Here is a 25,916-nt window from a genome sequence, read left to right as displayed (position 1 = left end):
CGGCCGGGCCGGTCGGAAACTACTGCTCAGTGAGCCTGGTCGCCGGTGGGCTCTGCGGACCTGCGATCTCCTCCCATCGCGTTCAGCAGCGGAGTGATGATGTCCATCGGCAGCGGGAAGACCACCGTGGAGTTCTGGTCGGCCCCGAGTTCCAACAGGGTCTGGAGATAGCGCAACTGCAGCGAGGCCGGGCTCTGGGAGAGCACATCGGCAGCCTGCTTGAGCTCCCCGGAGGCCTGGAGCTCACCGCGGGCATTGATCACCTTGGCGCGCCTCTCGCGCTCGGCCTCGGCCTGGCGGGCCATCGCTCGCTGCATCGCCTCGGGGATCTCGACGTCCTTGATCTCCACCACCGAGACGTCGACCCCCCAGGGCCTGGTCTGAACCTCGATGATCTCGCGCAGATCGTGGTTGAGCTGCTCGCGATGGGCCAGGAGAGTGTCCAGGTCCGCCCGTCCGAGCACGCTCCGCAGGGTGGTCTGAGCGATCTGACTGGTCGCCACCGCGTAGTTCTCGACATTCATCACGGCGTCCCGGGAGTCGGTGACGTTGAACAGGACCACCGCATTCACCCTGGCCGGAACATTGTCCTGGGTGATGATCTCCTGGGGCGGGATGGTCAGGGTGACGGTCCGGGTGTCGACCCGGACCAGCTTGTCCAGACCGGGGACGATGAAGACCAGCCCTGCCCCGTGCAGGGGCCGCAGTCTGCCGAGCCGGAACACCACGGCACGCTCGTACTCGGGGATGATCTTCAGGCAGGTCACCAGTATCCCGACCACCAGCACCACCAGGGCGATGGTGGTGAACAGCCATTCCGTGTGATTCATCGCGGGCCTCCGATCCGTGTCCGGGTGGCCCGGGAGCCACCCTGTCGAGTACTCCCGGTGGACCACCGCGAGCTGTAGCGCCTGATCAACTGCTCGGCCTCGTCGGAGGCACGGTCGGTGAGCGGCTGCCCGTGCACCCCTCGGGTCACCGCCCGCGAGCGCGGCCCGGGAATCTCGTCGAAGCCGGCGTCCAACGGCACCGAGGACTCGATCGGGATCTCATCGGGGATGTCGACGGGACGGGTCCGCAACGATCTGACCATCGGCCAGGCGGCCAGCCCCACCACCGCGATGGTCGCCAGCAGGGCCACGTACTCGGCGGTGGTGCGGGCCATCAGGAGCATCCCGGCCGGCAGCGCGAGCCCGGCGATCAGGATGCACAGGCTCATGCCGCGGTGGAAGGTGCCGGCCTCCGAGTAGGGCCAGGGATCCACCGGAGCGGTGATCTCCCTGGCGCTGACCCCCGGTGCGCAGGAGTCCTTGACCGGGCAGCGTCCACAGATCTCGTGCTGACCGCGGTATCGGATCACTCGTTTGACCGGGTCGAAACTGGCCGGCCACAGCCAGTGGTCCTCGTGGCACTTCCAGGCGCCGTGGGAGTCGTGAAAGACGAAATTGGCCGTCTTCCACTCCCGGGAGCGCCTGGCGCTGCGCCGTCCGAACAGATCGAGCAGCCAGGCCACCGCGATGAGCAGGACGGCGTAGCCGCACACCAGGAAGATCTGGACCGGAGCGGTCATGACTGCGCCCCGCCGGGACCGGTCGGAGCCGGATCGGCCACCGGTCCGGCCGGTCCGCCCTCGGGCTTGTCGACGGTGAACAGGCTCTCCACCGGCAGCTCGTCGACGGTCTTGCCGTGATTGCGGTACCGCCAGCCCTGGAAGGCTATCCACAGGAACGGCAGGACGCCGCCCACGATGAAGATGATGTCCCCGGGCATCCGCATCCACTCCAGGACCGAGTTGCGGTGATCGGTGATGTAGTTGAGGGAACGGGCCTCGAAGTACCCGGCACCGACTGCGTGGTAGAGCTGCAGCAGGCCGAGCGGGAGCAGGGTCACGAAGACCATCCAGACCAGGCCGATGTTGGTCGACCAGAAGGAGATCTTGGCGAGCCGGTCGTTCCACTTCTCCTCGGGGATCAGGTACCTCAGCGCGAACATCCCCAGCGCCAGGGCGAGCATCCCGTAGACGCCCATCATGGCGCCGTGGGCGTGGTTGGCGGTGAGCGCGGTGCCGATCTCGTAGTAGGACACGATCGGCAGGTTGATGATGAACCCGAAGACGCCGGCCCCGACGAAGTTCCAGAAGCCGACCGCGACCAGGAACATCACGCACCAGCGGTGCGGGAAGGGGGTCCTCGACCGGGACTCCTGTCGTGCTCCCAGCTGCATGAAGGCCCAGGCCTCCACGGTGAGGAAGGTCAGCGGGATCACCTCGGCCGCCGAGAAGAAGGCGCCGACCGCCATGCTCGAGCTGGGTGTGCCCGAGAAGTACAGGTGGTGCATGGTGCCCAGCACCCCGCCGGCCGAGTACAGGATGACGTCCATGTAGATGATGGCCAGGGCCACCTTCTCCCGGACCACGCCGAGCATCACGAAGATGTAGGCGACCAGGACGGTGGTGAACAGCTCGAGGAAGTCCTCCACCCACAGGTGGACCACCCAGAACCGCCAGAACTCCGCCACCGACAGGTGGGTGCCGGAGCTGGCGAGCTGACCGACCGCGTAGAACATCGGGATCGACAGCGCCGAGAAGAAGAAGACCCAGGGCATGTTGCCGCGCGACTCCCCCTTGAGGCGGCCGCGGATCGACCTCCAGATGATGAACACCCACAGGAACATCCCGACCGTCAGCAGGGTCTGGAACACTCTGGGCAGGTCGAGGTACTCCCACTGCTGGCCGAAGAGCGGGCCGCGCGCCCAGGACACCCCGTAGATGGACAGCATCTCGGCCGCCAGGGAGCCGAAGACGACGATGGCCACTGCGCCGAGCAGTACCCCGGCCCACCGGCCCTGGTGCCTGGGCTCGCGACCGGAGATGAACGGCGCCAGGAAGATGCCACCGGCCAGGAAGGCCGCTGCCGTCCAGAACAGGGAGAGCTGGACGTGCCAGGTGCGGGCCAGGTTGTAAGGGAACCAGCTGGCCAGGTCGAAACCGAAGAAGCTGGTGAGATCGGAGCGGTAGTGCTCGGCGGCTGCCCCGCAGATCGTCTGCATCAGGAAGAGCGCGGCGATCACCAGGAAGAACCAGGAGCAGACCCGCTGGGACTTCGTCAGGCCGACATCGCGCGGTCGGATGAACGACAGCGTCGGCACCTCGGACTCGTGCCAGCCGATCTTCCGGCTCCATCGGCCGTAGATCGCGAACATGATGCCGGTGCCGCCGATCAGGACGATGAGCGACAGTGCCGACCACAGCACCATGTCGGCTGTCGGCCCGTTGTTCACCCGCGACTCGGAGGGCCAGTTGTTGGTGTAGGAGTAGTCGTGGCCGGGCCGGTTGGCAGCCGCCGCCCAGGCGGTCCAGGCGAAGAAGCTGGTGAGCTGCTTGGCCTGCACCGGGTCGGTGATGTTGTCGGCGAGCAGGCCCAGGTTGTGGGAGTTCTTGCCGAAGTAGTCGGTGTAGTAGCCGACCAGGTAGGAGTAGGCGGAGGCCTGTTCCGGGGAGAACACGAGGACCCCGGTCTTCTCGTCGTACCGGTTGGTCCGCCAGTCGGCCTTGTTGGCCTCGGTCGGGTCGTGGACGCCGGACTTCTGGCGCAGCTGGAGGGTGTGGTCGGCCGCCCGCCGCAGGTAGTCGGCGGTGAAGTCGGGGCCGAGGTAGCCGCCGTGACCGACGATCGAGCCGTACTCCATCAGGCCACGGTTCTGGAAGATCACCTGTCCAGCGGTGATGTCGGCCTGGCTGAACAGCTCCTGGCCGGACGTGGTGGTGACTTTCTGGGGAATCGGCATGGAGTCGGTGTAGGTGCTCCATGTGACGGCCCCCATGATGGTGAAGCCGAAGAGCATCACCAGGACCACGCCCTGCACCCAGCCCTTGCCCACCACCATCGGCCGGCGCTGCGGTGTGTCCTGCGAGCGCGCCTTCGAAGTTCTGGTCATGGGCAGGACTCTAGATTATTGAGGACTCAATCCCGATAACTGTCCATGACCAGTTCCCGACGAGTACCGGAACCGTCGACTCAGATCTCCATGGCTGCCGGGATCGGCGCCTGCCAGGTCTTGCGCAGAGTGGCGAGGTCGAGGCTGAGCAGATCCTGGATCTCGATCTCCCCGGAGTCGACCACCTCGCCCAGCCGGGCAACCGGCACCCCGTGCTCGGCGCACAGGTCGGTGAACCGCTGGTAGTCGGCCCCCGACAGGGACACCAGGGCGCGGGCCGGGCTCTCGGAGAACAGCGTCACCGCGGGCTCCCCCTCGGGAAGGGTGAGACTGACGCCGATGCCGTGATCGAGGCAGGCCTCCACCAGAGCCTGGGACAGTCCTCCCTCGGACAGGTCGTGGGCGGAGCTGAGCAGTCCGTCGGCCGCTGCGGCGGCCAGCACCTGTCCGAGCGCCTTCTCGGCGGGCAGGTTGGGCATCGGGGGCATCCCGCCGAGGTGGCCGTCGTGGACGACGTCCTCCCAGGCCGACCCGCCCAGCTCGAACTTCGTCTCGCCGAGCAGCAGCACGGCGTCTCCGGAGTGGGCGAAACCGGTCGGGATCCGGGTCCGCACGTCGTCGATGATGCCGAGCATCCCCACCAGCGGGGTGGGCCGGATCGACTGCTCGCCGGTGCGGTTGTGCAGGCTGACATTGCCCCCGGTGACCGGGACGCCGAGCTCCCGGCAGCCATCGACCAGGCCGAGGATGGTCTCGGAGAACTGCCACATCACATTCGGGTCGTAGGGCGAGCCGTAGTTGAGGCAGTCGGTGATCGCGACCGGCGTCGCCCCGGTGACGGCGACATTGCGGAAGGACTCCGCCAGCGCCAGCTGAGCACCCAGGTAGGGGTTGAGCATGGTGTAGCGCGGGTTGGCGTCCAGGGACAGCGCGATTCCCAGCCCGGTCTGCTCGTCGACGCGGATTATCCCGGCATCGGCGGGCTGGGCGAGCACCGTGTTGCCGCGCACGAAGCGGTCGTACTGATCGGTGATCCAGGACTTGTCGCACAGATTCGACGAACCGGCCAGCGCCACCATCTGGCCCGCCAGGGCAGCGCCGTCATTGGATCGAGGCAGGTTGTTGGCGTGATCGGCGTTGAGCGGGTCGATCCAGTCGGGCCGGGCCACCGGCATGTGCAACTCCGGGGAGTCATGGGCCACGGTGTGCGGGTCGACGTCGACGATCCTCTCGCCGTGCCAGTCGATGATGAGTCGGTCGTCCTCGGTGACCTCGCCGATGACGGTCGCCTGGACCTCCCAGTGCTCGCAGATCTCCATGAACCGGGCCAGGTTGGCGGGGGTGACGACCGCCGCCATCCGCTCCTGGGACTCGCTCATCAGGATCTCCTCGGGAGCCAGGTTCGGGTCGCGCAGCGGCACCAGGTCCAGCTCGACATGCATCCCGCCGTCGCCGGCGCTGGCCAGCTCGGAGGTGGCGCAGGAGATCCCGGCTGCGCCGAAGTCCTGGAGCGCCTCGCAGACCCCGGCATTGAACAGGTCGAGGGTGCACTCGATGAGCAGCTTCTCCATGAACGGGTCGCCGACCTGGACGCTGGGCCGCTTGGACTCCCCCGCCGCCTCGAAGGACTCCGAGGCCAGGATGGAGGCCCCGCCGATGCCGTCGCCGCCGGTGGCCGCGCCGAACAGGATGACCAGATTGCCCTCACCGGAGGCCTTGGCGAACTGCAGGTCCTCGTGGCGCAGCAGGCCCACGCACAGCGCGTTCACCAGCGGATTGCCGTAGAAGGTGGGGTCGAACAGGGTCTGCCCGCCGATCGTCGGCAGCCCGAGGCAGTTGCCGTAGTCGCCGATCCCCGAGACCACTCCGGGCAGCACCCGAGCGGTGTCGGGGGCCTCCAGAGGGCCGAATCCCAGTGCGTTCATGACGCCGATCGGACGGGCTCCCATCGCCATGATGTCCCGCACGATGCCGCCGACGCCGGTGGCCGCCCCCTGATGAGGCTCCACATAGGAGGGGTGGTTGTGGGACTCGGCCTTGAAGGTCACTGCCAACCCGTTGCCGATGTCCACCACCCCTGCGTTGTCGCCGATACCTGCCAGCAGCGGGCCGCGGGGGGTGGTCTGGGGCAGCGCGGCGAACTTCTTGAGGTAGATCTTCGAGGATTTGTAGGAGCAGTGCTCCGACCACATCACCGAGTACATCGCCAGCTCGCCGCCGGTTGGGCGGCGCCCCAGGATCTCACGGATGCTGCGGTATTCATCCTCAGCCAGCCCCAGCTCAGCCCAGGGCTGGTCGAGGTCTGGGGTGTTGCGGGCATTTTCTACAGTGTCGGCCACGAGGACAATCTACCGGTTCGGATCATCGGTGTGACAGGGGAGTTGATCGGTGGTCACCTGCCGGGGCGATGACCGGTCGGCGGTTCGGGGACCATCTGCGCGACGCCGCCCGGGCCGCTACTTCTGGCCGGCTCGTGCCCATCCGAACTCGGGCAGCTGTTCGGCGAACACCCCCAGCACCTGTTCGGCGGCATCCAAGGCGTCGGTCCGGCCGTCGTCGATCAGCCGGCCCACCTCCTCGGCGCGAGCCCGGACCCGCGGATCTCCGTCCAAGGAGTCCATGATCTGATTGCGGATGATCGACCACATCCACTCGTGCTGCTGGGCGATCCGGCGGGCTTCCAGGGATCCGTTGCCGGACAGCCACTCGCGATGGTCGAGGACCGCCTTCCAGACGTCGTCCAGCCCCTCCCCGGTGACCGCCGAGCAGGTGACCACCGGCACCTTGCGGCCGTCCTCGGCCGAGGACACCATTCGCATCGCCTGGCGCAGGTTGCGGGCCGCCTCCCGGGCGTTGGGGGCGTTCTCGCCGTCGGCCTTGTTGACCGCCACGACATCGGCCAGCTCGAGGATCCCCTTCTTGATGCCCTGCAACTGGTCGCCGGTACCGGCCACCGACAGCAGCAGGAAGGTGTCGACCATCCCCGCCACCGCCACCTCGGACTGACCGACGCCGACCGTCTCGATCATCACGACGTCGTAGCCGGCCGCCTCCATCACCACGATCGCCTCGCGGGTGGCCCGTGCCACCCCTCCCAGTGAGCCCCCAGAGGGTGAGGGACGCACGAAGGCGTCCTCCCGCTCGGCGAGGGCCGCCATCCGGGTCCGGTCGCCGAGGATCGACCCGCCAGTATTGGCCGAGGAGGGATCGATGGCCAGCACCGCGACCTTGTGGTGGTACTCGTCGACCAGCCGGCAGCCCATCGCGTCGATGAAGGTGGACTTGCCGGCTCCGGGCACCCCCGAGATGCCGACCCGGATGGCCTTGCCGGTGTAGGGGGCCAGCAGCCTCAGCATCTCGCGGGTGCGTTCCCGGTCCGCCGGCCTGCTGGACTCCACCAGGGTCAGTGCCCGGGCGATCTGCGGCCGGCTTCCCGCGACCACCTGCTCGACGAGCTCGTTGACATCGACTGCCACCACTGTTCGACTCCTCCGTCTCGGCACCGTTCTCGGCATCGTGGGGCTGGGCTGGATCGTCGCCCTGCCCCGTTGCCCCGGTGCTGAGCCTACGGCTCCGCTGCACAGCTCACTCGGGAGGGGCTGGCGGGCACGGCGAGGGCCGGGGCTTCCACCCCGACCCTCGCCGCCACCACCTCCACCGGTCGACCGCGACGCCGCCGGTGCCACGGGCGACTCAGCCGATCATCTGGCTCGGCTTGCAGGCGACGAACTCGCCGTCTCCCTTGGTGCCGACGTAGCCGGTCTCGTCGACCACCACCTTGCCGCGGCTCAGCACGGTGTCCACGTGGCCGTCGATGTGCCAGCCCTCGAAGTTGGAGTAGTCGAGATTCATGTGGTGGGTGTCGTTGATCCCGATGGTCGTGGTGCCATTGGGGTCGTAGACCACCACATCGCCGTCGGCTCCGGGGGTGATGACCCCCTTCCTGCCGTAGAGCCCGAAGATCCGGGCCGGTCCTGTGCTGGTGATGTCGACGAACCTCTCCAGGCTGATCCTGCCGTTGACGGTGCCCTGGTACATCAGGTCCATCCGGTGCTCGACCAGACCCATCCCATTGGGGATCTTGCGGAAGTCGTTGGCTCCCATCTGCTTCTGCTTCATGCAGAAGGGGCAGTGGTCGGTGGCCACCACGGACAGCGCATCGGTCCGAAGGGCCATCCACAGATCCTCCTGATGGCCCTCCTCCTTCGAGCGCAGCGGCGGGCTGCAGACGTACTTGGCGCCCTCGAAGCCGGGAGCCCCGAGCTGCTCCTCCAGGGACTGATAGAGGTACTGCGGGCAGGATTCGCCGAACACCAGGTGGCCATCGGCACGGGCGGCCTGCACCTGACGCATCGCCTGCTTGGCGGTGACGTGCACGATGTAGACCGGGCTGTGGGCCACCCGGCTCAACATGATGGTGCGGTGAGTGGCCTCCTCCTCCATCTCCCAGGGCCGGGCGATGCCGTGGTAGTACGGCGAGGTCTTGCCCTCCTTGACCAGCTGCTCGGCGATGACGTCGATGACCGGGCCGTTCTCGGCGTGCATCATCGGCAGCAGGCCCTCCTCGGCGGCGACCTGCATGGCGCGGAAGATCTGGTCGTCGGTGCTGTAGAACACCCCCGGGTACGCGGTGAACATCTTGAAGCTGGTGACCCCCTCGGCCGCCAGCGACCTCAGGTCGATCAGCGATTGCTCGTTGATGTCCCCGAGGATCTGGTGAAAGGCGTAGTCGATCGCGCATTCACCGGCGGCCTTCTGGTGCCACTGCTCGATGGCGTCCTTGACCGACCCGCCCTTGTTCTGGACCGCGAAGTCGATGATGGTGGTGGTCCCGCCCCATGCCGCGGCCCGGGTGCCGGTCTCGAAGGTGTCGCTGGCGAAGGTGCCGCCGAAGGGCATCTCCATGTGGGTGTGGGCGTCGATCCCGCCGGGGATGACGTACTTCCCGGTGGCGTCGACGACCGTGTCGGCCCGCTCCGTCAGGTCGGCCGCGAGGCTGGTGTCGGCGGGATCGAGCACCGCGGCGATGGTCTGGCCGTCGATCAGGACGTCCTGCTTGCTGCGTCCGGTGGAGCTGACGACGGTTCCGCCCTTGATGAGTGTGATAGCCATGATGCCGCCTCAGCCCGCCACGATCGGGGAGTAGAGATCGGGACGACGGTCCCGGTAGAACTGCCAGTCACGGCGGGTGTCCTCGATCATGTCCAGGTCCAGGTCGCGCACCAGCATCTCCTCGGTGTCGGTGGAACCGACCTCACCGACATAGTTGCCGCGCGGGTCGGCCACGAAGGAGCTGCCGTAGAAGTCGACCGCCTCCTCGCCGAACTCGTCGGACTCCAAGCCGACCCGGTTGGGCACCAGCACGAAGTAGCCGTTGGCACCGGCGGCGGCGCACTGCTCCAGCTCCCACAGCCGGTTCGACAGGCCCGGGGCCGAGGCGTTCGGGTTGAAGACGATCTCCGCTCCGGCCAGTCCCAGGCATCTCCAGCTCTCCGGGAAGTGACGGTCGTAACAGATACAGACGCCGACCTTGCCGACGGCGGTGTTCCACACCTTGAAGCCGGTGTTGCCGGGGCGGAAGTAGAACTTCTCCCAGAAGGCGTTCACGTGCGGGATCTGGGACTTGCGGTACTTGCCGAGAATCGAACCGTCGGCGTCGATGACGACTGCGGTGTTGTAGTACACCCCGGTCATCTCCTCCTCGTAGATCGGAAGGATGATGACCATGTGGTACTTCCTGGCCAGTTCGCAGAAGGTGTCAGTGGTCGGGCCGGGGATCGACTCGGCGTAGTCGTAGTACTTCTTGTCCTGGACGATGCCGAAGTAGGGCCCGAAGAACAGTTCTTGGAAGCAGATCACCTGGACGCCCTCGGCGGCGGCCTTCTCGACGTAGGAGACATGCTTGTCGATCATCGACTGCTTGTCACCGGTCCAGGTGCACTGGGTGATCGCTGCTTTCACTACAGACATTGTTCGAGATTCCTTATCTGTTGCGGTACAAAACTCTCGGGGCAGGTCCTGGGGCGGCCGCTTCCCAGCGGCCGCCTGCCAGGGTGTGGACGATCAGGCCACGGTGTCGGGGACATTCCTCGGGCCGACCGGCTCGGGGACCGTCAGCCTGGACTCATCGAGCAGCGAGTCCTTCAGATGGGCCGGCGGGAAGATCTTGTTGAAGGCCACCTGCAGGACGATCGCGGCGATGATGCCGATCAGCCATCCGAAATCGGCCAGCGGCTTGAGGAAGGGGATCAGGCCGTCGACCGGGAAGGGGCCGCTCTTGACACCCTTGGCGTCGACCCCGGAGTAGGACCCTCCGATGGCCAGCAGCGCAGACACCACGAGGGTGACCACTCCGCGCCAGTTCCAGCCACCGGTGAACCAGTACGCGCCGTCCTTGCGGGAGGAGTACAGGTCGGGAACCACCAGGAACTTCTGGCGCACGATCCAGTAGTCGCCGATGAGGATGCCGGCGATCGGTCCGAGGATGCCGCCGTAGAAGCCCAACCAGGTGAAGATGTACATGTCCGGGTTGGCAATCAGGCGCCAGGGCTGGATGAGGACACCGATGATGATGGCCACGATGGCTCCGCGCTTGAAGGTGATGTACTTCGGAAGCGCATTGGCGAAGTCGTAGGCCGGGCTCACCAGGTTGGCAGCGATGTTGACCGACAGCGAGGCCACCAGAACGGTGAACAGCGCGACCAGGATGCCGATCGGGTTCTCGATCTTGGCGGTCAGCTCGATGGGATCCCAGATCGCGGTGCCCCAGACCCGCTCACCGGCGGCGGTGACCAGCACCGACAGCAGAGCGAACAGCGTCATGGTGGTGGGAAGGCCGAGCGCCTGGCCCTTGATCTGAGCCTTCTGGGAACCGCCGAAACGGGTGAAGTCCGAGATGTTGAGGCTCAGGGTGGCCCAGAACCCGATCATGCCCATCAGGGAGGGGAAGAAGACCTTCCAGAAGGCGGCACCGTGCAGGGTGCCGGGCTCGCTGAGGATGCTGCCGAAGCCGCCGGCCTTGACGGTGATCCAGATCAGCAGTGCCAGCGCGGCGGCGATGACGACCGGGGCGGCCCAGTTCTCGAACCTCCGCACCGCCTCCATCCCGTGCAGGATGATGAAGACCTCCAGGGCCAGGAAGACCGCGAAGGAGAACCACATCGTCCACGGGTGGCCGCCGACGGCCGCGGCGTTGACCCACCAGTTGCCGATCAGCTTGCCGGCCAGCAGGTAGATGCCGGAGCCGCCGATCCAGGTGTTGATGCCGAACCAGGCACAGGCGACCAGGGCCCTCAGGATGGCCGGAAGGTTGGCCCCGCGGACACCGAAGGAGGACCTCACGAAGACCGGGAAGGGGATGCCGTACTTGGTGCCGGCATGGCCATTGAGCAGGATCGGGATGAGCACGATGATGTTGGCGACCACGATGGTCAGCACCGACTGCTTCCAGTCCATCCCGATGGCCACCAGACCGGAGGCCAGCGTCCAGGAGGGGATGTTGTGGGCCATGCCGACCCACAGCGCGGTGAAGTTGTAGGTGCCCCAGGTTCGCTTCTCGATCGGGACCGGGTCGAGGTCGCGATTGGCGAGGGTGGAGTCGGCCAGGGTGCTGACGTCGTCGACGGAAACGCGTCCGTCCTCATGTATCAGCTGGCCGTAGCCTTGTCTTGTGACGCTCATGACTGAGCCTTTCTGGGAGGGTCTGGGGTCGCCTTCTGGGAATGAAGGCATTGATGCCGATGGAATCCGAATGTCAACAGCTGTCAATGTGATGGGAATGGCAAGGGAATGCTAGTGAATATGAATTCCCACCTCGTCCCGGTAGGCATCCATGGCCAGCCAGTTGTCGGTCACTTCCGGCCGCTCGGCGGTGATCTGCTGCCAGGTCACCGGAGCTCGGCCGGAGTCTCGGGTCTGCATCGTGATGCAGTCATCGACGGGGCAGACGTTGGCGCACAGCGCGCATCCGACACAATCGGCCTCCCGGACCTGCGGGAGGGGCCGACCCAGCCGGCTCGCGGCACCACTGACGGACTCGTCGATGCCGGCCCGCACCACCTCGCCATCGGGAGTCACCAGGTCGATGCACTGGTGAGCGGTGTCCTCGCAGGCCTCCCAGCACAGATTGCACGTGATGCACCTCGCCGGGTCGATGTGGGCCACCGCCTTGTAGGACAGATCCAGGTCGTTGTAGGTGCCCAGCCCCGCCAGGGCCCTGCCGCGGAAGTCCTCGATGGTGGCGAAGCCGTGCTCATCCATCCAGTTCGACAGTCCGGAGATCAGGTCACCGACGATCCGGAAGCCGTAGTGCATCGCCGCGGTGCAGACCTGCACCGAGGAGGCGCCCAGACAGAGGAACTCCGCGGCGTCCTGCCAGCTCTGCACTCCGCCGATGCCGCTGATCGGCCTGCCGAAGCCGGCGATCCTGGGATCGGTCATCAGCTCCGAGAGCATGTACAACGCGATCGGGCGCACCGCGGGGCCGGCATAGCCACCGTGACTGGCGCGACCGCCGACATCGGGCAGCACATGGACGGTGTCCAGGTCGACCGAGGCGATCGAGTTGATGGTGTTGATCAGGCTGAGCGCATCGGCACCGGCCTGCAGGGCCGCCAGCGCCGGCTCCTTGATGTCGGTGACATTGGGGGTGAGCTTGGAGATCACCGGAAGACTGGTGCACTCGCGCACCCAAGCGGTGTTCTGGCCGCACAGTTCGGGGACCTGGCCGACGGCCGCACCCATGCCCCGCTCAGACATCCCCTGGGGGCATCCGAAGTTGAGCTCGATCCCGTCGGCGCCGGTCTGCTCGATGGCGTCGACGATCTCACGCCAGGCCTTCGGGCTGGCGTCGACCATCGCCGAGACCCAGACCGCCCGGTCGGGCCACTCCTTCTTGACCTCGGCGATCTCCTTGAGACTGATGTCCAGGCTGCGGTCGGAGACCAGCTCGATGTTGTTGATCCCGACCAGCTGGCGGCCCTCGTGCCGCAGCGATCCGTAGCGGTTGGAGATGTTGAGCACCGGGGCGCCGATGGTCTTCCACACCACACCTCCCCAGCCGGCCTCGAAGGCCTTGTTGATCTGGTAGGCCGAGTTGGTGGGCGGTGCGGAGGCCAGCCAGAACGGGTTGGGCGCGCTGACCCCGCAGAAGGTCGATGTCAGATCAGCCATCTCAGGCTCCCTTCCGGCCGGTGACGCCCATCAGGGCCCGGTCAATGCAACGGGCGGCGAGTGTGCCGTCCTGGACGGCCATCACGGTGCTGGCCTGGCCCACCGAGCGCACCGCGTCGCCGGCGGCCCAGACACCTGGGATCGAGGTCGCGTAGTCGGCGTCGACGGCGATGAACCCGCGACTGGTGGCCATCTCGAGATCACCCATCGAGTCCTGGGGCCTGCCCTGACCATTGGCCTTGATCACGGCATCGCAGCCGATCACGAAGTCCGAGCCGGGCACCGTGGCGAAGGAGGCACGACCGGACAGGTCGGTCGGCCCCAGCGCGGTGCGCAGGCATCTCACACCGGTGACCACGCCCTGGTCGGCCACCACCCCGACCGGCTGGGAGAGGTAGCTGAAGGTGATCCCCTCGGCCAGCGCGAACTGGCGCTCGGCCGGGTAGCAGGGCGCCTGCTGCTCGCCGCGCCGGTAGACGATCACGGTCCGGGAGCCGAACCGCTGGGCGATGGTGGCCGCGTCGATGGCGGTGTTCCCGGCCCCGATCACCGCCACCCGGCCGAACCGGGGAAGGGAGTCGGGATCCAGCTTGGCGGTGGCGATGTAGTCCAGTCCGTCGAGGGCCAGTTCCTCATGGTCCAGCCCGAGCGGCGTGGTGGCGCCCAGCCCGGTGGCCAGCAGCACGGCGTCGAACTCGGCGCTGGCGTCGATCAGCTCCGCATGCGAGCTCAGCGGGTGACCGGTGAGGATCTCGACCCCGCTTCGGGCGACCTCGTCCACCTCGTGCTGGGCGATCTGCAAGGGTTCGCGGATCGGCAGGATGCCGTAGGTCGACAACCCGCCGGCCCGCTGGCGGGACTCCCAGATCACCACCCGATGTCCCTCCCGCCGCAGCTCGGCGGCAGCGCTCAGTCCCGCCGGGCCGGATCCGACGATGAGGACCTTTCTGCCGGTGTCGGGGCCCGGCTCGATGATCGGCAGACCGCTGGCGCTGAAGGTGTCGGTGGCGTACCTCTGCAGGCGTCCGATCTGGATCGGGTCCTCGGTGTCGTTGAGCACGCAGGCGCCCTCGCACAGCTCCTCGACCGGACAGACCCGAGCACAGCTGGCCCCCAGCACATTGGCATCCAGGATCGTCTGGGCCGCGCCCCGGTCGTCATGGTTGGAGATCCGCCGGATGAAAGTGGGGATCTCGATATGGGTGGGGCAGGCCTGCTGGCACGGGGCGGCATAGCAGTAGAGGCATCGCTGAGCCTCGATGACGGCCTGCGGGGTGGTCATGGCCGATCCGAGCTCCGGCAGCTCGGGAGGATTGCGGACAGTCACAGTGCACCCTCCGGGGCGACCGCATCATGGCGGTCACAGAGCCGTCCCGACATGCCGTCGTCGGCATCGGTGGGTGCGTCGCGCGGGCCTCTGAGAGAGATACTCAGGACGGCCCAGTCCTGATCAAGGCCTCGATTTTGGCGTTCGATCCGACTGCTCATCGTGGATGACATTCATGCCTTCTCTCATTGACAGCCCTGCTGCCACACATAACTCTCGCCGGTATTGAGATCCTCTGCTACACACTGTCGGAGTTGAATATTTCCGCTCGGTTACCAGACGTCCACGCCCTTGTGACAGATCGGCCGGAGGACCCACCGGAGACGGCGAGGGCCGGGGCCTGTGGAGCCCCGGCCCTCGCCGGTGGAGCGGTGGGATGGTGTGGGCGGTGCTACTTGGCGGCCTCCTCGGCGAGCGCCGTGCCGAGGATCTCGATCCCGCGAGAGGCCTCGTCGGCAGTGATGACGCAGGGCGGGACGACGTGGATCCGGTTGTCGTGGACCGGCAGGATGAGCCCCAGCTCCTGGCAGCGGGCCGAGATCGCGGCCAGCCGCGATCCGTCCAGCCGCTGCCTGGTGGACTTGTCGGCGACCAGTTCGACGGCCCAGAACACGCCGGTGCCGCGCACCTCCCCGACCAGCGGGTTGGAGGCCAGCGCGCCGAGCCCGGGCCCCAGGACCTTCTCACCGATCCGGTCGGCATTCTCGACGATCCCCTCGTCCTCCATCGCGGTGATGGTGGCGACGATCGCCGCCATCGCCAGCGGGTGACCGGAGTAGGTCAGGCCGCCGGGGAAGACCCGGTCGTCGAAGGAGTGAGCGATCCTCGAGCTGAGGATGATCCCGCCGGCCGGCACATATCCGGAGTTGACCCCCTTGGCGAAGGTGATGAGGTCGGGGACGACGTCCTGCTTCTGGAAGGCGAACCAGGAACCGGTGCGGCCGAAACCGGCCATCACCTCGTCGCAGATCATCACGATGCCGTACTTGTCGGCGATCCTGCGGACGCCGGCCAGATAGCCGGGCGGGGGAACCATGATGCCGGCGGTGCCGGGCACCGACTCCAGCAGGATTCCGGCAATCGTCTCGGGGCCCTCGGCGATCACGGTGTGCTCCAGGTGCTCCAGGGCTCGCTCGCACTCCTGCTCGGGGGTGGTGGCCCAGAACTCCGAGCGGTAGAGATAGGGGCCGAAGACGTGGACGTGCCCACGGGCGAACTCGTTGGGGATCCGCCGCCAGTCACCGGTGGCCACGATCGCCGCACCGGTGTTGCCGTGGTAGGAGCGGTACCGGGAGATGATCTTGTCGCGGCCGGTGTAGAGCCGGGCCAGCCGCATCGCGTTCTCATTGGCATCGGCTCCGGCATTGGTGAAGAAGACCTTCTCGAATCCCTCCGGGGCATGCTCCAGGATCTTGCCGGCGGCCTCGGCGCGCTGCTTGTTGGATGTCGAGGGGGCGATCATGGTGATCACCTCGGCCTGCTTGCGGATCGCGGCGATCACGCGGGGATGCTGGTAGCCGATGTTGACGTTGATGAGCTGGCTGGAGAAGTCGATCCAGCTGTTACCGGCGTAGTCCCACAGCCTGGCTCCCGAGCCGCCCGCCACCGAGAAGGAGGGCAGGTGGGCCTGGGCGCTCCAGGAGTGGAAGACCCGGGAGTGATCGGCCTCGATCACCGCGGCGTCCAGATCGGCACCGCTCAGGTCATGGCCGACCGCAGCCGCACCGCAGTCCTCCTCCCAGCCGACGATCCGCTCGGCCGGGGTCTCGTTGCTGATTTCGGTCTCGCTGCTCATCGTGGTGGACATCGATGCCTTCTTCCGGTTCTGTCCTGCGTGGGTCCGACTGACGCCGCGGCGCCGGGATGACCAGCACACCGGCATGGTCTGCGCTTCGCCGTTCTGGGAGGTGAGGGCCTGGTGCGGTCCCGCTCCCGACATTCATTACTGTCGGTTCTGAATATTTCTGCACCGTTACCGTCCACACACACCTGGGTGACGCCGTGGACCCGGCCGGGCGGCACCGGACCCGGTCAGGCCACCTGGAGGGTGGGCACCGCCCGGATCAGGGAGGCCGTGTAGGGGTGCTGCGGGGAGTCGTAGACCTCATCGGTGGGGCCGCACTCGATGATCCGGCCGGCCTTCATCACCGCCACCGTGTCGCAGACGTGGCGCACCACGTGCAGGTCATGGGAGACGAACAGCAGGGTGAGACCGTAGGCATCGACCAGGTCGGAGAGCAGGTTGAGGACCTGGGCCCGGACCGAGACATCCAGGGCCGAGACCGCCTCATCGGCCACCAGGATGCGCGGCGAGTTGACCAGCGCCCGGGCGATCGCGATCCGCTGTCGCTGACCCCCGGAGAACTCGTGGGGATAGCGGTCCACCGCGTCGGCGGGCAGGTCGACGTCCAGCAGGATCTTCTGGGCCCGTTCGCGGCGTTCCGACCGGGGCACCCCGATCAGCGACTCGGTGACGATGTCCTCGACGCGCATCCTCGGGTCGAGTGAACCCATCGGATCCTGGAAGACGATCTGCACCTCCTGACGCAGCCATCTCAGGTTGCGCTCGCGCTGGCCGACCACCTCCCGACCGCCGATCTGGACCGACCCGCTGCCGTCCCGCTCCAATCCGGTGAGCATCCGCAGCAGGGTGGACTTGCCGCACCCCGACTCCCCCACGATCCCGAAGTGCTGGCCCTCGCGCACGTCGAAGGAGACGCCGCGCAGCGCGGGGACCTTGGTCGGACCCTTGAGACCGCGTCCCGGCCGCAGATACGTCCTGGTGAGCTCGGTGACCTGCACCATGGCCGGCGCCAGTCCCGAGCTGGCCGGAGCCCGGTTGAACACGATGGTGCCCTGGTGGCCATCGGGAAGGCTCTCGTGAATCCTGAAAGGAGTCCGCTCGGGCCGGTCCGCCGGATCTCTCGGCGCGGCCTCGCCCTCGCTGCCTGGCTGCGGGTCGACCACCGGCCCGGCAGTGAGGTCGGCCAGTGTCACCAGCCGCCCGGTGCTCGGGTTGACCTCCAGACCGGAGGCCGCCAGCAGGGCCTTGGTGTAGGGGTGCTGCGGGTCGGAGAAGACCCGGTCTATCGGGCCCTGCTCAACCAGCTCGCCGTGGCGCATGATGAGCACCCGCTCACAGATCTCGGCGACGATCGCCAGGTCGTGGGTGATGAACAACAGGCTGGACCCCGCCTCACGCACCTGGCGACGCATCAGCTCCAGCACCTGGGCCTGGACGGTGACGTCCAGGGCGGTGGTCGGCTCGTCGGCGAACAGCAGGTCGGGGGTGTTGGCCATCGCCATCGCCAGCATCACCCGCTGGCGCTGGCCCCCCGACAGCTGATGGGGAAAGGCCTGGGCGGCACGACCCGGATCGGGGATCCCGACGCTGTCGAGCAGTTCGACGGCCCGTGCGGAGGAGGACTGATGGGACTGTCCGTGACCGTGGATGTCGATGACCTCGGCGACCTGACGGCCCACCCTCTGCAGCGGGTTGAGGGCGGTCATCGGCTCCTGGAAGACCATCGACATCCGCGATCCGCGCAGCGGCGCGAGGGCGGCCTCCGGCATCTCCAGGAGATTCTCCTCGATCCCGGCCAGCCGGATCGATCCGCCGGTCGACAGGTTGTCGGGCAGCAGCCCCATCGCCGACAGGCAGGTGATCGACTTGCCCGAGCCGGACTCCCCGATCAGCCCGACCCGCTCGCCGCCGTTGATGGTGAGGTTCAGCCCGTGCAGGATCTCGGTGTGGGCGGTGCCGACCCGCAGGTCGCGAACGGTCAGCACCGGCGTCGGCTGTGAGCCGCCCGGATCGATTCGAGTGTCCGGCTCGAGTGGGGCTCCTGAGGGATTGCCGCTGAGGGTCATCGCCGCTCCTTCATCCGGGGGTCGAGTTGGTCGCGCAGCCCGTCTCCGAGCAGGTTGAAGGCCAGCACCGTCCAGGCGATCGCGACACCTGGCCACAGGATCAGGGTGGGCCGGTTGTAGATGTAGGCCTGCGCCTCCTGAAGCATCCGGCCCCAGGACGGCGTCGGTGCCGGGGTGCCCAGCCCCAGGAAGGACAGCGCCGCCTCGCTGAGTACCGCCAGCGCGAAGGTGACAGTGGCCTGGACGATGACGATGCTGCGGATATTGGGGACGACGTGGTGGATCGCGGTGAACAGCGGGCCGCGCCCGGCGGCCCTGGCCGCCACCGCGTACTCCCGGCTCATCACCTGGATGGTGCCCGATCGGGTCACCCGGGCGAATCCAGGGGCGAAGCCGATCCCCAGGGCGAGCATCGCACTCCAGGTGCTGGCCCCGAAGACAGCTGCGAAGACAACGGCCAGCAGCAGCGGCGGGAAGGCCTGGACGATGTCGTTCCAGCGCATGCACCACTGGCCGGGACGGCCCGCCATGCCGGCCAGGATCCCCCACGGCACGCCGAGCAGCAGGGCGATGAGCACGGCCACCACACCGACCAGCAGCGGGATCCGGGATCCGACGATGAGCTGGCTGGTGACGTCCCTGCCCAGCCCGTCGGTGCCCAGCCAGTGGGCGGCCGAGCCGGCCTGGAGCCGATCGATCGGGTCGGTCGCGACCGGGCTCATCGGCGTCCAGAGGAAGGAGACGATGCAGATCAGCACCACCACGCCCACCATCACCGCACCGGTGATGAGCATCGCATTGAGCCTGCCGCCCCGGCGCGCCGGAGCGGTGGCCGCAGCCGCTGCCGGCGGCCGCGCGGTCGACGTCGGCTCGGAGGAGGTCGGGGCACTCATCGGGCACTCCTCAGACGTGGGTCGATGATGGTGTAGGCGAGGTCGACCAGCAGATTGATCAGCAGCACCATGAAGACGATGACCATCACGACCGCCTGCACCTCGGCCATGTCACGGTTGGCCACCGATTGCAGCAGCAGCGAGCCCAGCCCCGGGATGACGAAGACGGTCTCGATGACCACCGCACCGACCAGCAGTCCGGAGAACTCGACGCCGGTCACCGTCACCACCGGGATCAGGGCGTTGCGCAGACCGTGACGCCACAGCGCCCTGCCCGAGGTGAGGCCCTTGGCCCGTGCGGTCCGCATGAAGTCGTCGCGCTGGATGTCGAGCACCGCCGAACGGGTGTAGCGGCTGAGGATGGCACCGCGGACGATCCCCAGCGCCAGTGCCGGGAGTATCAGATGGGCCAGGAATCCACCGGGGCTGATCGCCGGGGCGACCCATCCGGAGGCCGGGGCCACCCCCCACCTCACCGCGAGGACCACCACCAGCAGCAGGGCCATCAGGAAGTTGGGGATGGAGATACCGATCTGGGAGAGGGCGGACAGCACCACCCCGTCGGCCCTGCCCTGACGCATCGCCGACATGGTGCCGAGTGGGATGGCGATGATGACGGCCACCAGCATGCCGGCCACCACCAGCAGCAGGGAGACCTGGAGGGCGTTCATCACCTCGGGGGTCACCGACTGGCGGGTGACGAATGAGGTGCCCAGATCACCGTGCAGCAGCCCACCGAGCCATAACAGGTATCTCAGCGGTACCGGCCGGTTGAGGCCGAGCCGCTGCTGCAGGGCGTCGACCTCGGCCTGGCTGGCGTCGGTGCCCAGCTGGGCGCGGGCCGGGTCGCCGGGCACCACGCTGAGCAGCAGGAACACCAGTATCGAGGCGACGAAGGCGGTCAGGATGAAGATCCCGATCCGCCTCAGCAGATTGACTGCCATCTGAACTCCTGTCGTTGGGGGCACGCATCAGGGCCACCGGCCGGTCCGGGGACGGGGTCGCGACCCCGTACCCGGACCGGGATCGGCTCAGCTGGCCGAGACCCCGGCGAGGTTGATGCCGACCCCCATGTAATTCTTCGAGAACCCGCTGACCCCCTTGCGGGTGATGACGATGTTCGGCGGGTTGTACAGCCAGTTGCCGGGCGCATCGGTGACGATCTGGGCGACCGCCTTCTTGGTGTCATCGACGAAGGCCGCATCGTCCTTGGCCGCAGCGGCGTCGGCGAAGAGCTTCTGGACAGCCGCGTTGTCGTAGGACCAGTAGTACTTCGGGTTCGCGTAATTGGTGACCGAGCGGGGCTCGACGTGGTTGGTCACCGTCAGGTCGAACTGGTGCTGGGTCAGCGTCTTGTCCAGCCAGACGGCCGGGAACTCCTGGGGCACCAGCTTGACGGTGAAGCCGATGGCGTTGAGCTGCTGCTGGGCGACCTGGGCGACGGCCTGGGCGTAGGGCCGCACCGGCACGGTGAAGTTGACGTTGAGATCGGTGACGCCGGACTCGGCGACCAGCTGCTTGGCCTTCGCGGCGTCGAAGGGATATTTGTCGGCGTAGTCGACGAAGTACGGATCGGTCGGCACCGCCGGTCCGCCGAGGACGGTGCCGTAGCCGCTGGCGGCGGCGGCCAGCACAGCCTTGCGGTCAACCCCGTACATCACGGCCTGGCGCAGCTTGGGATTGCTGAACAGCCCCTTCATGGTGTTCATCGACATCACCACGACACCCTGGGTGGTGCCCTTGGTGACCTCGAACCTGGAGTCGCTCTGGAAGGAGGCGACCTGGTCGAGCGCCTCGGCCTGGTAGAGGGCGTCCACCCCGCCCGAGCGCAGCGCATTGGCGGCGGCGGTGGCGTCGGCGAAGTAGTCGAACTCGGCGGTCCTCACCAGTGCCTTGGTACCCCAGTAGGAGTCGTTGCGGTCGAGGATCATCTTGGAGTTTCGGGCGTAGGAGCCGAAGGTGAAGGGCCCGGTGCCCACCGGCTTGGTCGACAGCGCCGAGATCGCTCCCTTGTCGAACATCGCACCGAGCGGGCCGGCCAACCAGAACAGGGCGGAGAAGTCGGCCTGCTTGAGGACGACCTTCGCCTCGCTGGCCGAGACGACGTCGACATGGTCGATGGCGGCCAGATTGCCGGGTGTGTTGGCCGTCCACTTGGGGATCCGTTCCAGGGAGAACTTCACGACCTCGGCGTCGAACGTGGTGCCGTTGTGGAAGGTGACCCCCTCCTGGAGGGTGAAGTCGTAGCTCAACCCGTCGTCACTGATCTTCCACGACTTGGCCAGCAGTGGCTTGATGGAACCGTCATCGGCCAGCTGGACCAGACCCTCGTAGACATTGCCGACCAGGGCCTGGATGATGGCGGCACCGGCGGTGGTGGTGAAGTCGAGGCTCTGGGGTATCGCCGCGAAGCCCACCTTCAGGGTCGCGGTGGAGGACCCGCCGGCCGAGCCGGAGGTCGAGCTGTTGGAGGTCGGAGCGCCGGCGCTGCAGGCCGACAGGGAGACTGCAGCTGCACCCAGACCGACCAGTCCGAGGAAATGTCTGCGAGATGTGAGTTGCATGGGGTGTTTCCTTTCCTGAGGGCTGTGCCCTGTCGGACGTACCGCTGATGGCCTTCGGCCGGTGGGACCTAGTCGGTGGGAGTGGAGGAGGAACCGGCGGCATCCTCCCAGATTCGTGGCCAGGGGCGTTGGGCGGCGGCCGGCCGGTTGGCCTCGTAGAAGGAGGCGGCCGACAGCGCCAGGACATCCTGGTAGCGGGCCGCAGCCACCTGCAGGCCGATCGGGCGCCCGTCGCGGGTGTATCCGCAGTTGACCGAGACGGCGGGCTGACCGGACATGTTGTAGACCACGCAGAATCCGATGTGGCTCATCGGGTCGTGGACGTCATTGGAAGGCATCGGCCACTCCGCCGGATAGGTCGGTCCTGGCGAGACCGGGGACAGGATGATGTCATAGGGGTGCGTCACCGCGATGGTACGACGGGCCATCCTGAGCTGCTCGTCGGCACTGTGGACGGCCTGCGGACCGTCGATCCCCGCCCCCGCCCGGCACCACTCGGAGATGAAGGGCAGCATCAGCTTGCGCCGTTCGGGATCCATCTTCCGGTAGTCGTTCCAGTGGCCGATCCGCCAGAACAGGTCGATGAGAGTGATCTCTCCCGGCTCCAGGTAGGGGGCGATCTCCTCGACGACGGCCCCGGCCGCCTCGAAGAGGCCGGCTGCCGCCGCGACGGCGTCTCTCACCTCGGGGTCGACCTCGGCGCCGTCGCCGACGTCCAGGACCAGACCGATCCGGGCTCCCCTGGGGTCGAAGGGGGCGGCGGTGGTCCACGGCAGATCCTGGGCCGGCAGGCTGTAGGGGTCCCGGTAGTCCGGACCGGTGCACGATGTCATCACCAGCGAGAAGTCGGCGACATGACGACCGAGTGGGCCGATGTGGCGGCCGAAGTAGGGCGGATCGACGGGGATCCTGCCAAAGGTCGGCTTGAAACCGGCACAACCGTTCCAGGAGGCCGGCAGCCGCACCGAGCCCCCGATGTCGCTGCCGAAGTTGAATGGGGCGTACCCGGCGGTCGCCGCGGCACCCCCTCCGGCGGTCGATCCTCCGGGGTTCCAGGCGGCATTCTGCGCATTGACCGCCATCGGGTGGAGGGTCGACAGCCCGGACGACAGCATCCCCAGCTCCGGCATCACGGTGCGCCCCAGGATCGGCACCCCGGCGGCCAGCAGCTTGTCGACCAGAGGCGAGTTCTGCTGGGCCGCAACCGGGTCGACGGCGGCCGAGCCCCACTGGTTCGGATCCCCGGTGACCTGCTGGTTCTCCTTGATGGTGGCCGGCACCCCATCGACCGGGGAGATCGGCGTCCCGTCACGGTACCGCCGCTCGGAGGCCCTCGCGGCTGCCAGCGCCCGGTCGGGATAGAGCCTCTCCATGGCGTGCAGGGTGGGGTCGGCATCCTCGATCAGGGCCAACCCGTCCTGGACCACCTCGACCGGGCTGAGCGACCCGTCGCGGTAGCCGGCCACCAGATCGACAGCACTCATCCCGCTCAGCTCGCCCGCCTGGGTACTCACCGTGCCAGTTCCACTCATCGGCTCCCCTACTCCCACTCTGCCGTCCTGGAGATGCCGGGGAGGACCAGATCCACCGGCATCCTTTTTCGTTACCCTCGTGGTTGAAAATTTCTGAAGGGTTTCCGTGCGAGCGCGTCCGCGTAACAGATCCGGCACTGTGTACCGCCCTTGACAGTCCATGGAAACATCGAGGAAATATTCAACACCGACAGTAATGAAGCGTGCGGGACCTCACTGATGTCGGCCCGGAGCCGGCTCCGGCCTGCCGCACGAGCCCGAGCAGATGGACCTGGAGAAGGAGTGCCGATGTCGGCAGAATCACTCACCGATGACGCCGTGCGGCGTCGCGTTCTGGTCACCGGAGGATCCTCCGGTATCGGAGCGGCCACCGTTCGCCGGCTGGCCGCCGACGGGTTCGCCGTGATCGCAGCGGCCCGCCGGACGGACCGGCTCGAGGAGCTCGCCTCCGAGACCGGGTGCGAGGCCTACCAGCTCGACGTCACCTCCGACGAGGAGGTCGCCGCCCTGGTCGAGCTCCTGGGCCGGACCGGCGGGCTGGACGCGGTGGTCAACAATGCCGGCGGGGCACTGGGCCTGGACAAGGTGGAGGACGCCGATCTGGAGGGCTGGCTGAGAATGTACCAGCTCAACGTGCTGGGCACCCTCAGGGTCACCAAGGCGGTGCTGCCGCTGCTGCGCGCGGCCGGACAGAAGGGCACCGGAGGAGACATTCTGGTGGTCACCTCCACCGCCGCCCACGCTCCCTACGAGGGTGGCGCCGGGTACACCGGGGTCAAGCACGCCGAGCGGATGCTCACCACCACTCTTCGCTGGGAGATCGTCGGGGAGCCGATCCGGGTGATCGAGATCTCACCGGGAAATGTCGAGACCGACTTCTCGATGGTGCGCTTCGACGGGGACGCCGAGCGGGCCGCGGCGGTCTACGCCGGCTACCAGCCGCTGCTGGCCGAGGACATCGCCGATGTCATCTCGTATGCGCTGACCCGCCCCCAGCATGTCAACCTCGACCTGGTCATCGTCCGCCCCCGCGACCAGGCCAGCAACACCAAGATCGCCAGGAGAGCCACGATCTGAACCCTGCGGGCGGGTCCGGGAGTCGCCCTCCGGACCCGCCCCCCGGCGATAGCATGCGGCATGGTTCAAATCTCGGTTGAACAGATCACGGGGGCCGCCGATGGCACGGCCCCCGCGCAGATCGCGGCCGGCGTCGCCCGGCTGGTCTACCAGGGCACCATCGGTGCCGGGGACCGGATGCCGGTCATCCAGAAGGTCGCCGAGAACCTCTCCGTCAGTGCCGGCACCGTGGCCTCCGCGTGGAAGATCCTGGCCGGTCTGGGACTGCTGGAATCACGCGGACGGGCCGGCACCGTCGTTCTGCCGCCTCCCAACAACTGGCTGCCGCCGCGCTATCGCGGGGAGTCCGACCCGGCCGCGGTGGTCTCCCTCAATCTGTCGGAGGGGACCCCCGATCCCAATCTACTGCCCGACATCAGCGAGGCTCTCCAGGCGGTCTCCAGAGACAACCCCACGCTCCATGTCGACTCCTACTTCAGCCCTCCACTGCTCCCGGAGCTGGAGCACCTGCTCACCGAGGACTGGCCCTACCGGCCGCAGCGGATCACCGTGGTCAATGGTGCGATGGACGCCTTGTTCCGCACCCTGGTGGTGACCACCCATTTCGGCGACAAGGTGGCGGTGGAGAGCCCGGGCTACCCCCCCCCTCTTCGACACCCTGGATGCCCTGGGCCTGGTGGCCGTCCCGCTGGACATGGACTCCTCGGGAGTCACCCCCGACTCCTTGCACAGTGCTCTGAGGAACCGGGTGCGCGCCGTCGTCATCCAACCCCGGGCCCAGAACCCCACCGGGGTCTCGATGCGGACCACCCGGATCCGCGCATTGGCCCAGACCATCAAGGAGGCGCCTGGCAGCAGCCACCCGGTGGTCATCGAGGACGACCACTCCGGGCCGATCACCCAGGCGAGATCGGTCAGCCTCGGCAGCTACCTGCCGGACGACGTCGTCTACATCCGCTCCTACTCGAAGACCCACGGGCCCGATCTGAGGGTCGCGGCGGTCTCCGGGCCGGCCCGGATCATCGACGCCGTGGTGGCCCGTCGGTTGCTGGGCCCGGGGTGGACCAGTCACCTCCTCCAGGTGCTGCTGGCCCATCTGCTCACCGACCCCGGTTCCCAGGCCCAGGTGGGCCGGGCCGCCGCCGAGTACCGGCGTCGCCGTATCGCGCTGGCCGCCAGCCTGTCGGAGCACGGCGTGAGGGTGCTGCCCGGCGACGGGCTGACCATGTGGATCCCGGTAGGTGACGAGGCGACCGCCGCCAACCAGCTGCTGGCCGCCGGGATCCGGGTCTCGGTGGGCAGCCAGTTCATGCTCGCCGAGCGGTCCGGTGGTGCCGGGCAGCCCGGGCCCGGCCATATCCGGGTGAGCCTGGGAGCGCTGCGCGGGGTCCACATCGACGACATCGCCGCGGTCCTGGCCGCCGGTGCCCTGGCCGAGTGATGCCAGCTGGCTGCGCGGTGCCGGCTCTGCGTGCCAGCCGGGTGCCGGCAGCGGCGCTGCACCCTCTTGCAGCCTCCCGGCAGCCGATCTGAACACCGGCTCGCC

General features: G+C 67.6%; 18 protein-coding genes and 2 pseudogenes. 4 read left to right on the top strand and 16 right to left on the bottom strand.

Going from position 1 to position 25,916, the window contains the following annotated elements; translation table 11 throughout:
• Positions 1–26: 26 nt before the first annotated feature.
• From G554_RS15805 to G554_RS0109960, 3 genes are read right to left on the bottom strand one after another with little or no spacing between them, the layout of a single operon-like run.
• On the bottom strand, positions 27–830 hold the full coding sequence (locus G554_RS15805) for a slipin family protein (protein WP_051232863.1): 804 nt from the start codon (positions 828–830) through the stop codon (positions 27–29).
• Positions 827–1,570 carry a hypothetical protein gene (locus G554_RS15800; protein ID WP_036925359.1) on the bottom strand — a complete coding sequence of 248 codons (744 nt, stop codon included), beginning with the start codon at positions 1,568–1,570 and terminating at the stop codon, positions 827–829. The genes G554_RS15805 and G554_RS15800 overlap by 4 nt, the downstream gene beginning before the upstream one ends.
• On the bottom strand, positions 1,567–3,936 hold the full coding sequence (locus G554_RS0109960; protein WP_027587771.1) for a nitric-oxide reductase large subunit: 2,370 nt from the start codon (positions 3,934–3,936) through the stop codon (positions 1,567–1,569). The genes G554_RS15800 and G554_RS0109960 overlap by 4 nt, the downstream gene beginning before the upstream one ends.
• Positions 3,937–3,981: 45 nt before the next feature.
• Between G554_RS0109960 and G554_RS18715 the strand changes: the two are divergent.
• Positions 3,982–4,035, top strand: a pseudogene (locus G554_RS18715) (hypothetical protein); the annotation flags it as partial.
• Here the strand turns inward: G554_RS18715 and purL are convergent.
• The 13 genes from purL to G554_RS0109885 all read right to left on the bottom strand — a co-directional run bounded on the left by purL (position 4,017) and on the right by G554_RS0109885 (position 23,293).
• Positions 4,017–6,275, bottom strand: a complete 2,259-nt coding sequence (gene purL / locus G554_RS15795; protein ID WP_036925357.1) for a phosphoribosylformylglycinamidine synthase subunit PurL — start codon at positions 6,273–6,275, stop codon at positions 4,017–4,019. The pseudogene G554_RS18715 and the gene purL sit on opposite strands and share 19 nt — an antisense overlap.
• A 117-nt stretch (positions 6,276–6,392) precedes the next feature.
• Complete coding sequence (meaB, locus tag G554_RS0109950; RefSeq protein ID WP_051232859.1) at positions 6,393–7,451, bottom strand: methylmalonyl Co-A mutase-associated GTPase MeaB; 1,059 nt, start codon at positions 7,449–7,451, stop codon at positions 6,393–6,395.
• A 178-nt stretch (positions 7,452–7,629) separates the two neighbouring features.
• Positions 7,630–9,048, bottom strand: a complete 1,419-nt coding sequence (gene hydA, locus G554_RS0109940) for a dihydropyrimidinase (RefSeq protein WP_027587769.1) — start codon at positions 9,046–9,048, stop codon at positions 7,630–7,632.
• A 9-nt stretch (positions 9,049–9,057) separates the two neighbouring features.
• A complete protein-coding gene (locus G554_RS0109935; RefSeq protein WP_027587768.1) occupies positions 9,058–9,906 on the bottom strand; it encodes a nitrilase-related carbon-nitrogen hydrolase in 849 nt (282 codons plus the stop codon).
• Between the two features lie 93 nt (positions 9,907–9,999).
• Positions 10,000–11,616 carry an NCS1 family nucleobase:cation symporter-1 gene (locus tag G554_RS15790; protein ID WP_071162185.1) on the bottom strand — a complete coding sequence of 539 codons (1,617 nt, stop codon included), beginning with the start codon at positions 11,614–11,616 and terminating at the stop codon, positions 10,000–10,002.
• Between the two features lie 111 nt (positions 11,617–11,727).
• Entirely contained in the window at positions 11,728–13,107 is a 1,380-nt protein-coding gene (gene preA, locus G554_RS0109925) for an NAD-dependent dihydropyrimidine dehydrogenase subunit PreA (RefSeq protein ID WP_027587767.1), read from the bottom strand.
• A 1-nt stretch (position 13,108) separates the two neighbouring features.
• Positions 13,109–14,434: an NAD(P)-dependent oxidoreductase gene (locus tag G554_RS0109920; protein WP_211220461.1), complete on the bottom strand. Its 1,326-nt coding sequence runs from the start codon at positions 14,432–14,434 to the stop codon at positions 13,109–13,111.
• Between the two features lie 391 nt (positions 14,435–14,825).
• Positions 14,826–16,241 (bottom strand): aspartate aminotransferase family protein, encoded by a 1,416-nt coding sequence (locus G554_RS0109910; RefSeq protein ID WP_027587765.1) that lies wholly within the window; start codon positions 16,239–16,241, stop codon positions 14,826–14,828.
• Positions 16,242–16,465: 224 nt separating this feature from the next.
• Complete coding sequence (locus G554_RS18435; RefSeq protein WP_084648460.1) at positions 16,466–18,304, bottom strand: dipeptide ABC transporter ATP-binding protein; 1,839 nt, start codon at positions 18,302–18,304, stop codon at positions 16,466–16,468.
• Positions 18,301–19,197, bottom strand: coding sequence for an ABC transporter permease (locus tag G554_RS0109900; protein ID WP_027587763.1), 897 nt, complete (start codon positions 19,195–19,197; stop codon positions 18,301–18,303). Before G554_RS0109900 ends, G554_RS18435 begins: the two co-directional genes overlap by 4 nt.
• The gene (locus tag G554_RS0109895) at positions 19,194–20,141 is read right to left on the bottom strand and encodes an ABC transporter permease (protein WP_027587762.1); all 948 of its coding nucleotides are present in this window, start codon (positions 20,139–20,141) and stop codon (positions 19,194–19,196) included. The genes G554_RS0109900 and G554_RS0109895 overlap by 4 nt, the downstream gene beginning before the upstream one ends.
• A gap of 87 nt (positions 20,142–20,228) precedes the next feature.
• Entirely contained in the window at positions 20,229–21,761 is a 1,533-nt protein-coding gene (locus tag G554_RS0109890) for an ABC transporter substrate-binding protein (RefSeq protein WP_051232857.1), read from the bottom strand.
• A gap of 68 nt (positions 21,762–21,829) precedes the next feature.
• The gene (locus tag G554_RS0109885; protein ID WP_051232855.1) at positions 21,830–23,293 is read right to left on the bottom strand and encodes an amidase; all 1,464 of its coding nucleotides are present in this window, start codon (positions 23,291–23,293) and stop codon (positions 21,830–21,832) included.
• 288 nt (positions 23,294–23,581) lie between these two features.
• Between G554_RS0109885 and G554_RS0109880 the strand changes: the two genes are divergently transcribed.
• The 3 genes and pseudogenes from G554_RS0109880 to G554_RS18145 all read left to right on the top strand — a co-directional run bounded on the left by G554_RS0109880 (position 23,582) and on the right by G554_RS18145 (position 25,811).
• Positions 23,582–24,370 (top strand): SDR family oxidoreductase, encoded by a 789-nt coding sequence (locus tag G554_RS0109880; protein WP_051232853.1) that lies wholly within the window; start codon positions 23,582–23,584, stop codon positions 24,368–24,370.
• Between the two features lie 60 nt (positions 24,371–24,430).
• Positions 24,431–24,658, top strand: a pseudogene (locus G554_RS18710) (GntR family transcriptional regulator); the annotation flags it as partial.
• 388 nt (positions 24,659–25,046) lie between these two features.
• The gene (locus tag G554_RS18145; protein WP_211220460.1) at positions 25,047–25,811 is read left to right on the top strand and encodes an aminotransferase class I/II-fold pyridoxal phosphate-dependent enzyme; all 765 of its coding nucleotides are present in this window, start codon (positions 25,047–25,049) and stop codon (positions 25,809–25,811) included.
• Positions 25,812–25,916: the final 105 nt, after the last annotated feature.

The sequence above is a fragment of the Acidipropionibacterium thoenii DSM 20276 genome, from assembly GCF_000423445.1.
Taxonomy (GTDB): Bacteria; Actinomycetota; Actinomycetes; order Propionibacteriales; family Propionibacteriaceae; genus Acidipropionibacterium; species Acidipropionibacterium thoenii.
The sequence above is the reverse complement of the archived record's forward strand: the minus strand, read 5'-3'. Positions and strand labels throughout refer to the sequence as shown.

Coding starts and splice junctions, on each gene's coding strand:
- G554_RS0109910 (WP_027587765.1), bottom strand. CDS start 16,241: ATGTCCACCACGATGAGCAGCGAGACCGAAATCAGCAACGAGACCCCG.
- G554_RS15800 (WP_036925359.1), bottom strand. CDS start 1,570: ATGACCGCTCCGGTCCAGATCTTCCTGGTGTGCGGCTACGCCGTCCTG.
- G554_RS0109885 (WP_051232855.1), bottom strand. CDS start 23,293: ATGAGTGGAACTGGCACGGTGAGTACCCAGGCGGGCGAGCTGAGCGGG.
- G554_RS0109960 (WP_027587771.1), bottom strand. CDS start 3,936: ATGACCAGAACTTCGAAGGCGCGCTCGCAGGACACACCGCAGCGCCGG.
- G554_RS0109890 (WP_051232857.1), bottom strand. CDS start 21,761: ATGCAACTCACATCTCGCAGACATTTCCTCGGACTGGTCGGTCTGGGT.
- G554_RS18435 (WP_084648460.1), bottom strand. CDS start 18,304: ATGACCCTCAGCGGCAATCCCTCAGGAGCCCCACTCGAGCCGGACACT.
- meaB (WP_051232859.1), bottom strand. CDS start 7,451: ATGCCGAGAACGGTGCCGAGACGGAGGAGTCGAACAGTGGTGGCAGTC.
- hydA (WP_027587769.1), bottom strand. CDS start 9,048: ATGGCTATCACACTCATCAAGGGCGGAACCGTCGTCAGCTCCACCGGA.
- G554_RS15790 (WP_071162185.1), bottom strand. CDS start 11,616: ATGAGCGTCACAAGACAAGGCTACGGCCAGCTGATACATGAGGACGGA.
- G554_RS0109895 (WP_027587762.1), bottom strand. CDS start 20,141: ATGGCAGTCAATCTGCTGAGGCGGATCGGGATCTTCATCCTGACCGCC.
- G554_RS0109935 (WP_027587768.1), bottom strand. CDS start 9,906: ATGTCTGTAGTGAAAGCAGCGATCACCCAGTGCACCTGGACCGGTGAC.
- G554_RS0109880 (WP_051232853.1), top strand. CDS start 23,582: ATGTCGGCAGAATCACTCACCGATGACGCCGTGCGGCGTCGCGTTCTG.
- G554_RS15805 (WP_051232863.1), bottom strand. CDS start 830: ATGAATCACACGGAATGGCTGTTCACCACCATCGCCCTGGTGGTGCTG.
- G554_RS0109900 (WP_027587763.1), bottom strand. CDS start 19,197: ATGAGTGCCCCGACCTCCTCCGAGCCGACGTCGACCGCGCGGCCGCCG.
- preA (WP_027587767.1), bottom strand. CDS start 13,107: ATGGCTGATCTGACATCGACCTTCTGCGGGGTCAGCGCGCCCAACCCG.